The following is a 13,184-nucleotide window of genomic DNA, read 5'->3' as shown; positions in this document are numbered from 1 at the left end:
AGTCTAGAGCGCCCGGCTACCAGGGCTTCGACGCATGACTTGAACTGAACCGCGCTCGAGGTTCTACGGTCGATCCATGATCTTCACCGACATCGAACGCGCCTATCTCGCCGGCCAGCGGCTGGCCCGCCTCGCCACCGTCTCCGCCAAGGGCGCACCACAGCTCACCGCCTTGGGGTTCCGGCTCAACGCGGACGACACCATCGATATCGGCGGGCCGAATCATGTTGCGACACAACGCTACAAGAACATCCTCGGGAACCCGCGGGTCAGCCTGCTGATCGACGACATGACGCCGGACGAGCCGGGCACCGTCAAACCCGGCTGGGGTCGCGGCATCGAGATCCGCGGCGTGGTGGAGACACTGACGGTGGACGTGCCGCCGGTCGCGCCGGAGTGGTTCTCGAACGACATCATTCGCATCCACCCGCGCAGGATCAAGAGCTGGCACCTCGACCCAGCCAACCCGGACGGGGAGTCACGCAACGTCGGCTGACGGGCGGGCAAAACGCACCGTCATGTGCCGTTGCTCATGAATTCCCGAGTTGGACCGCAGGGAACCGTCCGGCCCCGAGTAAGCTCGTCGTTTGCTGTCAACGGGCGGGCTGCTGCGCAGCGGCCGACACCCGCTCATGGGCCGGAATCGGGAGACTCATGTTCATTGCGATCGCCGCGACGATGACGGTCATTCTGATCTGGTCGTGCCTGTCCCGGACGATGGCGCGCTGGAAGGTGACCGCACCGCTGGCGATGGTGGTGGTCGGCGCGGTGGTCAGCTGGAGCAGCGACCACTGGCTGACCGCGGCGATCAATACCGACACGGCGCAGCGGATCGTCGAATTCATCTTGGCGCTGTTCCTTTTCACCGATGCGACCGAGGTGCGCGACGGCCTGTCCGGGCGGCGGCACACCGGGATCTTCCGGCTGCTCTTCCTCGCCTTCCCGCTGAGCCTCGGCGCCGCGTATCTGCTCGGATTCGTGCTGCTGCCCGGTGTTTCGTGGACCGTGCTGCTGTTGATCGCGTGCATCGTGATCCCGATCGACCTGGTGCCCGCGCAGGCGATCGTGCGGGATCTGCGGGTGCCGGAACGGGTTCGGCACGCGCTCAACGTAGAGAGCGGATTCAACGACGGACTCGTCGCCCCGATCTTCCTGTTCGCGCTGGCTGCGGCGGAGGCCAGCGCGGACTCCGACCAGGCGCTGAACGCCCTCGGTCACGCGGTGCCCGCCGTGGTGAAATCGATCCTCATCGGACTGTCCATCGGCGCGCTGGCCGGATACTGCATGACCTTCGCCGCCCGCAAACGCTGGACGGACGCGCGCGCCGTGCGCATCGGGACGATTGCGATCCCGGTGCTCACTTACAGCGTCGCGGTCTGGCTCGACGGCAACGGATTCGTGGCCGCTTTCCTGGCGGGCATCGCCTACAGCACGACCCGGCACGAACTCCCCGGCGAGCCACTGCAATCGACCGAGGACGTCGCCGAGTTCTCCGGCCTGGCAATGTGGTTCATCGTCGGCAACGTGGCGGCGGCGACGCTGTCCTGGCTCAGCTGGCAGGTCGTCGTCTACGGTCTGCTCGCGTTGACGCTGGTGCGCCTGGTGCCGGTCGCGCTCTCGTTGCTCGGTTCACCGTTCACCAGGCGGGAACGGCTCATGATCGGCCTGCTCGGGCCGCGCGGTGTGGCGTCGATCGTGTTCGCGCTGCTGGCCTTCAACGGCTTGCGCGACGATGACGACGCGTTTCTCGTGATCGGCGTGACCCTGGTGGTGGTCGTCGGCAGCGTGATCCTGCACGGCGTCGGGGCGCCGCTGATCGCGGAACGTCTCGGTAAGCGAAGGCGCGACAAAGGAATAGCCGCGGGGGCATGATTCGCCCGGGGCCCGCAGCTGATCTGTGTATGGGGGTTAACCCCTAATACCAATGACTGAAATTCTCCGGAATGGGGACAACACCCGTGACGCCGCGCGCCGGATGCGCGAGAGTGAGACCGTGCAGTCGGTGCTGCGCCGGTATGCCGGGGGCGCCTCGCGAAGCAGCGGCGACACAGTTGATCCCGACCTGTTCGCGGCGCGCATGTCAGCGACCGCTGTGCGACGTGGGCAGACCGCAGCCGGGGGATGGTGAACGCACAGTTCGCCGCAGAGTGAAAGGATCCACGTTGTTCTCCACCACCAAGTCCACGCCGTCGCGGCGTCTGCTGGCCCGGGCCGCCGTAGCCGGTGCGATCGTCGCTGTTCCGTTGACCGCCATGGCGATTCCGGCCTCGGCGGACGCGAACATCGCCGTGCCGGGTGTCACCGAGGTCCGGCACCGGCCGCACCACAACCACAACTGCGATTTCGGCCCGTTCGAGAACTGGCGCTGCAACAACGGCCCGTTCGACCGCGGCAGGCACGACGACCCGTTCTGGCAGTTCCGCCAGAACCGCCCGCACGGCCTGTTCGGCAGCAGCTAGTCCCCGGAAAAGGTTGTGGCCCGGCACCATTCAGGGGCCGGGCCACTAACGCTGGAAAACTCAGGCGGTTTCGGTGATCGGGCGGTCGACCCAGCTCATCAGGCCGCGCAGCTTGGCGCCGGTGACCTCGATCGGGTGCTCGGCGTTCTGCTTGCGCAGACCCTCGAGCTCCTTGTTGCCGCCCTCGACGTTCGCGACGAGGCGCTTGACGAAGGTGCCGTCCTGGATGTCCTTGAGGATGTCCTGCATCCGCTTCTTGGTGTCGGCGTCGATGACCCGCGGGCCCGACAGGTAGCCACCGAACTCGGCGGTGTCGGAGACCGAGTAGTTCATCCGGGCGATACCGCCCTCGTACATCAGGTCGACGATGAGCTTGAGCTCGTGCAGCACCTCGAAGTACGCCATCTCCGGCGCGTAACCGGCCTCGACCATGACCTCGAAACCGGTCTTGACCAGTTCCTCGGTGCCGCCGCAGAGCACGGCCTGCTCGCCGAACAGGTCGGTCTCGGTCTCTTCCTTGAAGGTGGTCTTGATGACGCCGGCGCGCGCGCCGCCGATCGCCTTCGCGTAGGACAGGGCCAGCGCCTGACCCTCACCCTTGGGATCCTGGTCGACCGCGATCAGCGCGGGCACGCCCTTGCCGTCGACGAACTGACGACGCACCAGGTGGCCCGGGCCCTTCGGCGCGACCATCGCGACGGTGATGAACTCCGGCGCCTTGATCAGGCCGAAGTGGATGTTGAGGCCGTGGCCGAAGAACAGCGCGTCGCCGTCGGTCAGGTTGGGCTCGATGTCGTTGGTGAAGATCGACGCCTGGGCGGTGTCGGGGGCCAGCACCATGATCACGTCGGCCCACGCCGAAACCTCGGCCGGCGTGCCGACGGTCAGGCCCGCCTCCTCGGCCTTGGGCCGCGACTTCGAACCCTCCGCGAGGCCGACGCGGACCTCGACACCGGAGTCGCGCAGGCTCAGCGAGTGCGCGTGGCCCTGGCTGCCGTAGCCGATGACAGCGACCTTGCGGCCCTGGATGATCGACAGGTCGGCGTCGTCGTCGTAGAACATCTCGACTGCCACTGGTTGGTTCCCTTCTGGATTTTTCTGTATAGGTCTGAGATTTGCGAGCGCTAGCGCGTCGCCGTGATCGACTTCGGCCCACGGCCGACGGCGACCACACCGGACTGCACGATCTCCCGGATGCCGTACGGCTCCAGCATGCGCAGCAGCGCGTCGAGCTTGGACCGGGTGCCGGTCGCCTCGACGGTGAGCGCGTCCGGGGAGACGTCGATCACTTTCGCCCGGAAGAGCGTAACCGCCTCGATCACCTGGGTCCGCACGCTGGCATCCGCACGCACCTTCACCAGGATCAGCTCGCGGGCCACCGAGGTGTCGGAGTCCTGCTCGACGATCTTGATGACGTTCACCAGCTTGTTGAGCTGCTTGGTGACCTGCTCGAGCGGCAGGTCCTCGACGGTGACGACGATGGTCATCCGGGAGATCTCCGGCAGCTCGGTGCCACCGACGGCCAGCGACTCGATATTGAACCCGCGGCGCGAGAACAGTGCCGCAACCCGAGCCAGCACGCCCGGCTTGTCCTCGACCAGCACACTCAAAGTGTGTGTCGTACTCATGCCTGCACCTCGCTGGCGCTCGGCTCCGGCACGAGCACAGTCGTAGCTGCGTCGATTGTTCGCTCGCTGCGCTCGCTCACTGATCGCTCCCCTTGTTCTTCTCGTGCGACATCGCCTCGTGGATGACGGCGGGCTCGGCGGCCTGCTCGTCTTCGTCGAACAGCGGGCGGATGCCGCGGGCGGCCATGATCTCGTCGTTGCTGGTGCCCGCGGCGACCATCGGCCACACCTGGGCGTCCTTGCCGACGATGAAGTCGATCACCACGGGGCGGTCGTTGATCGCCTGCGCCTCGCGGATCGCGGCCTCCACGTCCTGCTCGCGCTCGACCCGGATGCCGTGGCAGCCAAGGGCTTCGGCGAGCTTGACGAAGTCGGGGATGCGCAGCGTGTGCGTGCCGAGATCGGTGTTGGAGTAGCGCTCCTCGTAGAACAGCGTCTGCCACTGCCGGACCATGCCGAGGTTGCCGTTGTTGATCAGCGCGACCTTGATCGGCACGCCCTCGACGGCGCAGGTGGCCAGCTCCTGGTTGGTCATCTGGAAGCAGCCGTCACCGTCGACCGCCCACACCTCTTTCTCGGGCGCGCCCATCTTGGCGCCCATGGCGGCGGGCACGGCGTAGCCCATGGTGCCCAGACCGCCGGAATTCAGCCAGGTGCGCGGCTTTTCGTACTTGATGAACTGCGCGGCCCACATCTGGTGCTGGCCGACGCCGGCACAGTAGACGGCGTCGGGCCCGGCCAAGCGGCCCAGGGCCTCGATGACGAATTCGGGCGAGAGCGAACCGTCGCTGGGCGTGGTCCAGCCGAGCGGGTAGCTCTTGCGCACGCCGTCCAGGTACTTCCACCAGTCGGCCAGGTCGAGCAGCGGTGTCGTGGCGGTCGGCTCGGCCTTCAGCGTCTCGATCAGCTCGATGATCACCTCGCGGCAGTCGCCCACGATCGGGACGTCGGCGTGCCGGTTCTTGCCGATCTCGGCCGGGTCGATATCGGCGTGGATCACCCGGGCGTCGGGCGCGAACGAGTCGAGCTGACCGGTGACCCGGTCGTCGAAGCGCGCGCCGAGGGTGATCAGCAGATCCGAGCGTTGCAGTGCCGCAACGGCTCCCACCGTGCCATGCATGCCGGGCATGCCCATGTTGAGCTGGTGACTGTCCGGGAACGCGCCCCGCGCCATCAGCGTAGTGACCACGGGGATGCCGGTCAGCTCGGCCAGTTCCAGCAGTTCGGGCGAGGCGTCGGCCTTGATCACGCCGCCGCCGACGTAGAGCACCGGCGACTTGGCTTCCAAGATCATCCGCGCGGCCTCGCGCACCTGCTTGCCGTGCGGCTTGGTGACCGGACGGTAGCCGGGCAGCCGCATCTCCGGCGGCCAGCTGAAGGTCGTCTGCATCTGCAGCACGTCCTTCGGGATGTCGACGAGCACCGCGCCCGGGCGGCCGCTGGCGGCCAAGTAGAACGCCTCGGCGATGATGCGCGGGATGTCCACGCCCTCGGTGATGAGGAAGTTGTGCTTGGTGATCGGCATGGTGATGCCGGAGATGTCGGCCTCTTGGAAGGCGTCCGTGCCGATCAGTCCGCGACCGACCTGCCCGGTGATCGCGACGATCGGCACCGAGTCCATCTGCGCGTCGGCGATCGGGGTGACCAGATTGGTGGCGCCCGGACCGGAGGTGGCCATGCAGACGCCGACCTTGCCGGTGGCCTGCGCGTAGCCGGTCGCGGCGTGACCCGCGCCCTGCTCGTGCCGGACCAGCACGTGGCGCACCTTGGTCGAGTCGAACAGCGGGTCGTAGACCGGGAGAATCGCGCCGCCGGGAATGCCGAATACCGTGTCGACGCCGAGCTCCTCGAGCGAACGGACGACCGACTGCGCGCCGGTGACCCGCTCGGGCGGGACCTGGCGGCGGTTGGCCTGCGTCGTCGAGCTGCCGGCGCCCGGCTGATGGGCCGCAGGCGCCGGCCTGCGGGCCGATGGCCCGGGCCGTGCGGTAGGTGCACTCACCGTCTTGTTCCTAACTGCTTGTCGTTCTGACCCCGGATTTGTGTCTGACATGCGGTGTCTTGCGACTCGCCCTGTCGGACAATTCGTCCGAACACAAAAAAGCCCCCGACAGCGCATGGCTGTTCGAGGGTGGCGCGTCGCAACGCGAGCTGACGTATTCGACTCAGGTAGTCAGGCTCAACGCTGGACGCGCCGGCCGATTACGAGCAACTCGTTTCGGTTCACGCGCATGACGGTATGTGTGCGTTGGCCGAAGAGTCAAACAGCTCCCATTATGTGGGATAGTGCGGCTGCTTGGGTCCTTCACCAGGATGCGAGGATGGTGGTGTGTCATCACCGCATCAGTCCGTGCCACCGGCTAAATCGTCCCACACCGCCACCGAGGGATCGGATACGGGTAGCGCCTCGACCGCCACTGTGATCCGCATCCCACGCCTGGCCTTCCTAGGCGTGTTCATCCTTCTGATGTGCATGTTCTTCATGTTCGTCGGCTGGCCCGCCGGGCTGTGGCCGCTGCTGCTGATCCCCGTCGCGGTGGCCGTCTGGGTGCAGCGGACGCAGACCACGGTGTCCGACGCCGGGCTCGATCTGCGGACCGTATTCGGCTCGCGGCACCTGGACTGGTCTCAGCTGAAGGGGGTGCGTATCCCGAAGCGTGGATACGTGCGCGCCGATCTCGTGGACGGCACCGAGGTGAAATTGCCCGCCGTGAGTTACGACCGGGTGCGGGATCTGGCGGCGGCCTCGCACGGGTGGATTCCCGATCCGTATGTGGTGCCCAAGGAAGAGCCGGCCGACAATTCGGCGGACGCGGAATCGGCCGACGAACCCAGTGATGACACCGCGAGCGCCGAAAACGCGAACACCGATGCCGACGGCAAAGAACAGAACACCGCCGGGGACAAGAACGCGCAATAACGCGCGGGCCGGAACAAAGTGCCGGCGCTACGATGTTGTCGGCTATGCGATGCGATCACCGCGTCGGGCGGACCCGTCCCGGCGCGCACCCCGCGAGCCCGACGGGCCGGCACCTCCGGCGACACCGTCAGCGCCGACGACCACCACTCGCGGCGACCCACGACACCGCACCACCTGGCACCGTCCAGGCCGACGGCCACGAGCCGTGCCCGACCGGCAGTAAACCCACCTCCACGCGGGAGTACCGTGGAACGGCCGCGGAGCCAGCCTCCGCCCCCGTCGCTCCTCAGCCCCCGCGACCAGACCGAGGACCCGCTATGCCACCGCTTCGTTCACGCACCACCACCGTCGGCCGCAATGCCGCAGGCGCCCGCGCGCTCTGGCGCGCCACCGGCATGACCGACACCGATTTCGGCAAGCCGATCATCGCCATCGCGAACTCCTACACCCAGTTCGTGCCCGGCCACGTGCACCTGAAGAACGTCGGCGAGATCGTTGCCGAGGCGGTACGGGCGGCAGGCGGTGTGCCCCGCGAATTCCACACCATCGCCGTCGACGACGGCATCGCGATGGGCCACGGCGGCATGCTCTACTCGCTGCCCTCGCGCGAAATCATCGCCGACTCCGTGGAATACATGGCGAACGCGCACACTGCCGACGCGCTGGTGTGCATCTCCAACTGCGACAAGATCACCCCGGGCATGCTGAATGCCGCTATGCGGCTGAACATTCCGGCGGTGTTCGTCTCCGGCGGGCCGATGGAGGCGGGTAAGGCCGTCGTGGTCGGCGGCGTCGCGCAGGCCCCGACCGACCTGATCACCGCGATCTCCGCGAGCGCGAATCAGGCTGTGTCCGAAGAGGGTTTGTCGGAGGTCGAACGGTCCGCCTGCCCGACCTGCGGGTCGTGCTCGGGCATGTTCACCGCGAACTCGATGAACTGCCTCACCGAGGCGCTGGGACTCGCGTTGCCGGGCAACGGTTCCACGCTGGCCACCCACGAAGCGCGCCGGGCGTTGTTCGAGCGGGCGGGCACCGTGATCGTCGACATCGCCAACCGCTGGTACCGCGAGGACGACGCGTCGGTGCTGCCGCGGAACGTGGCCGATGCCAAGGCTTTCCGCAACGCGATGGCGCTCGACGTCGCGATGGGCGGCTCCACCAACACGGTGCTGCACACGCTGGCCGCCGCGCAGGAGGGCGAGATCGACTTCGATCTGCACACCATCGAGGAGACCAGCCGCCGGGTACCGACCCTGTCCAAGGTGTCGCCCAACTCCGACTACCACATGGAAGACGTGCACCGGGCCGGTGGCATCCCCGCCATCCTCGGCGAGCTGCGCCGCGCCGGGCTGCTCGAAACCGATGTGCGCACGGTGCACTCGCGCAGCTTCGACGAGTGGCTCGACACCTGGGATATCCGCTCCGGCAAGGCTTCCGACGAGGCGGTCGAGCTGTTCCATGCCGCGCCGGGCGGCGTGCGCACGACCGAACCGTTCTCCACCGCGAATCGCTGGTCCTCGCTCGACACCGATGCCGCGGGCGGCTGCATCCGCGATATCGAGCACGCGTACACGAAGGAGGGCGGCCTGGTCGTGTTGCGCGGCAACGTCGCTCCCGACGGCGCCGTGCTCAAGACCGCGGGCATCGACGAGGAGCTGTTCACCTTCCAGGGGCCCGCACTCGTCGTGGAATCCCAGGAGGAGGCGGTCTCGGTGATCCTCAACAAGACGATCAAGCCGGGTGACGTGCTCGTCGTCCGTTACGAAGGTCCCGCGGGCGGGCCCGGCATGCAGGAGATGTTGCACCCCACCGCATTCCTCAAGGGCGCGGGTCTGGGCAAGCAGTGCGCGCTGATCACCGACGGTCGTTTCTCCGGCGGCACCTCGGGCCTGTCCATCGGCCACATCTCCCCCGAGGCGGCCAGCGGCGGCACCATCGGCCTGATCGAGAACGGCGACCAGATCCGCATCGACGTCAGCACCCGGACGCTCGAGGTGCTGGTGGACGACGCCGTGCTGGCCGAGCGCCGCGCCAAAATGGAAGCCGCCGAACGCCCTTGGCAGCCGGTGAACCGCGACCGCCCGGTCACCACGGCGCTGCGCGCCTACGCCGCGCTCGCCACCTCGGCCGACAAGGGCGCGGTCCGCTACGTGCCGTAAGCCCTCGAAACGACGATGGCGCCCTCCGCGGAGGGCGCCATCGTCGTTTGCACCTGCCAACTCGACTACAGATCTCGCGAGAACATGGGTAACTCGCCGGGGACGAGCCAACGCACACTCGGCTCGACCGCCGGACGCCGACGGCACCGTAGAGATGCCTCAGTCCGGCCTGAATACGCGGAGAGGCGGGCTAGCCGATACCGGTCAGGGGATTGCCGCCGTGCAGGTACCAGTAGGCGAGTACGGCTGCCGCGACAGCCAGGACGAGCACCACGAAGGAACCGGCGAACGGGCGGGTGGCCCAGCCGCGGTTGCGATCGAGCGCCCAGCGCCCCGGCCCGGTGAGAATGAGAACGGCGGTGGCGCCGACGAGGATGCTCTCCATTTCGACGCCGGTCTGCACGCCCGCCTTGTACTGGAAGCCGGGAATCATGCCCTGCTTCCAGGCCCACGCGTCGAGGATGACGGCGAGCAGGGCGCCCGCGGCGAACGGCGTGGCCAGGCCGAGCACGAGCAGCACACCGCCGCCGAGCTCACCGACCGTGACCAGGATGGCCGACAGGGTGGGGTGATCCCAGCCGCCGTTGGCCATCATGTCGCGGGTGCCGTCCAGGCCGGGGCCGTGGAACCAGCCGGTCAACTTCTGCAGGCCGTGATAGATGAACGTGCCGCCGACCACCAGGCGCAGCAGGAACAAGCCGAAATCCAGGGTGCCGCGCTGGGTTTCGCGGTTACGGCGACGCAGCCGGGCGGTGTCGCCCGGCGGGTTCGCGGCGGGCGGGATGCTCGCGTAGGCGTAGGTCGGGGTGTCCGCGGACAGGCCGTCCGCACCGACGGTCGGCACGTCGGGACCGGGGTCGAGGCCGAGTTCGTCCTCCGTGCGCGGCACGTCCTTGGTCAGCTTCGGGAACTGCTCGGTCGGCGAATCGAAGGGGCTGCTGACGCCCCGACCGGTGGACGACACCGCCGACTGCTCGGCCGTGGACGGCGTCGAACCCTGGGCCGCCGAGGATTCGGAAGTGTCTTTCGACTTGTCGGTCACGGCCAATACCTTAAGCTGCGCTCCCCCGGAACAGGCCCCGAACACGGCGCACGAGACGCTGTGTCACGGGCAACAGCGCCACGCCCGATTCCGAGCCGGCGCGCCCCGGTACGAAATACCCCGGCCCAAAGGTGGGGCGAAGGGGCGCGGGCGAGAAGATTTCCGTAACGTCTGAGCTATGAGGTTGGTTGGCATTGGTCGCGTCGCGGTGACCGTGGCGGTGGGGTCCGCGCTGGTGACCGGATGCGCGCGGTTCGATGATTCGGCGTCGAGCCCGTTCACCCCCGAGCCGACGCTGCACGGCGCGAACATCGACCCGAAGAAGCCGTCGCAACCGCCCACCTCGACCACCCGCCCCAGCGGTCCGTGCATCGACCCGGATCCGGCCGTGGTGGCCACCTGCCTGGACACCACCGGCGGTTTGGTCGCGCTCGGCGACGGCGCGCTGGTCGCCGAGCGCCGCACCGGACGCATCCTCAAGGTGGCGCCCGAGACGCCGACCACCGAATTCGCCCGGGTGGACGTGGACGGCTCCAGCGACGGCGGCCTGAGCGATATCGTGCTCTCCCCCACCTTCCACGAAGACGGGCTGATCTACGCCTACATCACCACGGCGAGCGACAACCGGGTGGTGCGGATCGCCGAGGGCGGCGGCCCGCCCAAGGACATCCTGACCGGAATCCCGAAGGGGCCGAGCGGAAATCACGGCGCCATCGAATTCGCCACGCCCGGCCAGATGCTGGTGCTCACCGGCGACGCGGGCAATCCCGGCGCGGCGAGTTCACCGGCCTCGCTGGCGGGCAAGCTGCTACGGGTGAACTCGCCCGCCCCCGGCGCCAACGCCGAGGTCGCCCTGTCCGGCATCGGGATCGCGGGTGATATCTGCCGGGACAACAAGGACAGCGTCTGGATCACCGACCGCACCGCCGTCGAGGACCGGCTGCAACGGCTCGGCGGCGACGGCAGCGTCACCACCGCGTGGACCTGGCCCGACCGTCCCGGTGTCGCGGGCTGCGCCGCCGCCACCGATGGCGTGGCGATCGCGCTGACCAAGGGCAAGGCGCTGGCCATCGCGGCCGCCGACCCGAACACGCACGCCGTCACCGCTGCCCCCACGATGCTCGCGCAGGACAAGTACGGCCAGCTCGGTGGCGCGGCGGTCGGGCCCGACGGCACCATCTGGGTGGGCACGGTGAACAAGACCGACGGCCAACCGGGGCCGAATGACGATCGGGTGGTACGCATTCCGCCGCCGCAGGCGGGCGGCGGCGGCCCGGACTAGCCGCGGACGCAGATCAGGGGCCGGCTCCGCGGAGCCGGCCCCTGATCTGTTCTGGCACTCAGCTGCAAGCGGCGATGACGAGTTCGCGCACCCGGGCGGCGTCGGCCTGACCACGGGTGGCCTTCATGACGTCGCCGACGATCTTGCCCGCGGCCTGCACCTTGCCGGAGCGGATCTTGTCGGCGATATCCGGGTTCGCGGCCAGCGCCTTCTCCACCTCGGCCTGCAGCGCGCTGTCGTCGCTGACCATGCCCAAGCCCTTGGCCTCGACGATCTGCGCCGGATCACCCTCGCCCGCCAGCACGAAGTCGACGACCTGCTTGGCGACCTTGTTGTTCACCGTCTTCGCCTCGACCAGGTTGATCACCGCGGCGACCTGGGCCGGGGTGATCGGCAGGTCCTCCAGCGAAACCTCGCGCTCCTTGGCCTTTTCGGTCAGGTAGGCGACCCACCAGGAGCGGGCCTCGTTGGCCGGAGCGCCCGCGTCGACGGTGGCGATGATCAGATCGAGCGCGCCCGCGTTCACCAGATCGCGCATCACCTCGTCCGACAGGCCCCAGTCGGCCTGGATCCGGGCCCGGCGCAACCACGGGTACTCCGGGATGGTGCCGCGCAGCTGCTCCACCCATTCCGCCGCGGGCGCAACGGGTTCCAGATCCGGTTCGGGGAAGTAGCGGTAGTCCTCGGCGGTCTCCTTGACCCGGCCCGGCGAGGTGGTGCCGTCGGTCTCGTGGAAATGCCTGGTCTCCTGCACGATGCTGCCGCCGCCGGCCAGCACCGCGGCCTGCCTGCGCATCTCGAAGCGCACCGCGACCTCGACGCTCTTGAGCGAGTTGACGTTCTTGGTCTCGGTGCGGGTGCCGAATTCCGTTGCGCCGATATCCATCAGCGAGACGTTGGCGTCGCAGCGCAGCGAGCCCTGCTCCATCTTGACATCGGACACGTCGAGCGATTTGAGCACCTCACGCAGCGCGGTCACATAGGCGCGCGCCACCTCCGGCGCCCGCTCCCCGGCACCGGTGATCGGCTTGGTGACGATCTCGATCAGCGGCACACCCGCGCGGTTGTAGTCGAGCAGCGAGTGGCTCGCGCCGTGGATGCGGCCCGTGGCGCCGCCGACGTGGGTCGACTTGCCGGTGTCCTCCTCCATGTGCGCGCGCTCGATCTCCACCCGGAACGTGCTGCCGTCGTCGAGCACCACGTCGAGGTGGCCGTTGGTGGCGATCGGCTCGTCGTACTGGCTGATCTGGTAGTTCTTCGGCTGGTCGGGGTAGAAGTAGTTCTTGCGCGCGAACCGGCCCCACGGCGTGATCGAACAGTTCAGCGCGAGCCCGATGCGGATGGCCGATTCGACGGCCTTCTCGTTCACCACCGGCAGCGAGCCGGGCAGACCGAGGCACACCGGGCACACCTGGGTGTTCGGCTCGGCGCCGAATTCGGTCGGGCAACCGCAGAACATCTTGGTCGCGGTGGACAGCTCGACGTGAACCTCCATGCCAAGCACCGGCTCGAACCGGGCGATGACATCCGAATAGTCCATCAAGTCGACTGTGGGTGCACTCATGCCTGCGCCTCGCTGACGCTCAGCTCCGGCATGACCGCACCGGTGGCTGTGCCCATTTTTCGCTCGCTGCGCTCACTCATGCCTGACAGTCTATGTAACCCCTTAGACCTGACCGCAACGGCTCACACCC

The 13,184-nt window shown here is 68.1% G+C and carries 11 protein-coding genes; 6 read left to right on the top strand and 5 right to left on the bottom strand.

Annotation, left to right across the window (positions count from 1 at the left end; genetic code table 11):
- Positions 1 to 76: 76 nt before the first annotated feature.
- The 3 genes from NBRGI_RS19865 to NBRGI_RS19855 all read left to right on the top strand — a co-directional run bounded on the left by NBRGI_RS19865 (position 77) and on the right by NBRGI_RS19855 (position 2,459).
- Positions 77 to 496, top strand: a complete 420-nt coding sequence (locus NBRGI_RS19865) for a PPOX class F420-dependent oxidoreductase (RefSeq protein WP_029898466.1) — start codon at positions 77 to 79, stop codon at positions 494 to 496.
- Between the two features lie 158 nt (positions 497 to 654).
- Positions 655 to 1,872 carry a cation:proton antiporter gene (locus NBRGI_RS19860; RefSeq protein WP_029898463.1) on the top strand — a complete coding sequence of 406 codons (1,218 nt, stop codon included), beginning with the start codon at positions 655 to 657 and terminating at the stop codon, positions 1,870 to 1,872.
- Positions 1,873 to 2,162: 290 nt separating this feature from the next.
- Positions 2,163 to 2,459, top strand: a complete 297-nt coding sequence (locus tag NBRGI_RS19855; RefSeq protein WP_029898460.1) for a hypothetical protein — start codon at positions 2,163 to 2,165, stop codon at positions 2,457 to 2,459.
- A gap of 60 nt (positions 2,460 to 2,519) precedes the next feature.
- Here the strand turns inward: NBRGI_RS19855 and ilvC are convergent, their stop codons facing one another.
- The 3 genes from ilvC to NBRGI_RS19840 form a co-directional block, all read right to left on the bottom strand.
- Entirely contained in the window at positions 2,520 to 3,521 is a 1,002-nt protein-coding gene (gene ilvC / locus NBRGI_RS19850; RefSeq protein WP_029898458.1) for a ketol-acid reductoisomerase, read from the bottom strand.
- Positions 3,522 to 3,583: 62 nt separating this feature from the next.
- On the bottom strand, positions 3,584 to 4,087 hold the full coding sequence (gene ilvN / locus NBRGI_RS19845; RefSeq protein WP_014987182.1) for an acetolactate synthase small subunit: 504 nt from the start codon (positions 4,085 to 4,087) through the stop codon (positions 3,584 to 3,586).
- A 76-nt stretch (positions 4,088 to 4,163) separates the two neighbouring features.
- Entirely contained in the window at positions 4,164 to 6,089 is a 1,926-nt protein-coding gene (locus NBRGI_RS19840) for an acetolactate synthase large subunit (protein ID WP_029898456.1), read from the bottom strand.
- Between the two features lie 450 nt (positions 6,090 to 6,539).
- Here NBRGI_RS19840 and NBRGI_RS44015 point away from each other — a divergent pair, with 450 nt between their 5' ends.
- Both NBRGI_RS44015 and ilvD read left to right on the top strand, forming a co-directional pair.
- Positions 6,540 to 7,007 carry a PH domain-containing protein gene (locus NBRGI_RS44015; RefSeq protein WP_235211021.1) on the top strand — a complete coding sequence of 156 codons (468 nt, stop codon included), beginning with the start codon at positions 6,540 to 6,542 and terminating at the stop codon, positions 7,005 to 7,007.
- A 317-nt stretch (positions 7,008 to 7,324) separates the two neighbouring features.
- Entirely contained in the window at positions 7,325 to 9,166 is a 1,842-nt protein-coding gene (ilvD, locus tag NBRGI_RS19830) for a dihydroxy-acid dehydratase (RefSeq protein ID WP_029898452.1), read from the top strand.
- A 190-nt stretch (positions 9,167 to 9,356) separates the two neighbouring features.
- Here ilvD and NBRGI_RS19825 read toward each other — a convergent pair whose 3' ends face one another.
- A complete protein-coding gene (locus tag NBRGI_RS19825) occupies positions 9,357 to 10,208 on the bottom strand; it encodes a DoxX family protein (RefSeq protein WP_029898449.1) in 852 nt (283 codons plus the stop codon).
- 178 nt (positions 10,209 to 10,386) lie between these two features.
- On the opposite strand from NBRGI_RS19825, the gene NBRGI_RS19820 reads away from it, so the two are divergent.
- The gene (locus NBRGI_RS19820) at positions 10,387 to 11,490 is read left to right on the top strand and encodes a PQQ-dependent sugar dehydrogenase (protein ID WP_029898447.1); all 1,104 of its coding nucleotides are present in this window, start codon (positions 10,387 to 10,389) and stop codon (positions 11,488 to 11,490) included.
- 58 nt (positions 11,491 to 11,548) lie between these two features.
- Here NBRGI_RS19820 and gatB read toward each other — a convergent pair whose 3' ends face one another.
- Complete coding sequence (gene gatB / locus NBRGI_RS19815; RefSeq protein ID WP_029898445.1) at positions 11,549 to 13,054, bottom strand: Asp-tRNA(Asn)/Glu-tRNA(Gln) amidotransferase subunit GatB; 1,506 nt, start codon at positions 13,052 to 13,054, stop codon at positions 11,549 to 11,551.
- Between the last annotated feature and the right edge of the window lie 130 nt (positions 13,055 to 13,184).

Source organism: Nocardia brasiliensis IFM 10847, assembly GCF_000710915.1.
GTDB lineage: Bacteria > Actinomycetota > Actinomycetes > Mycobacteriales > Mycobacteriaceae > Nocardia > Nocardia brasiliensis_A.
Note: the sequence above shows the minus strand (reverse complement) of the source record. Positions and strands in the feature narration are given on the sequence as shown.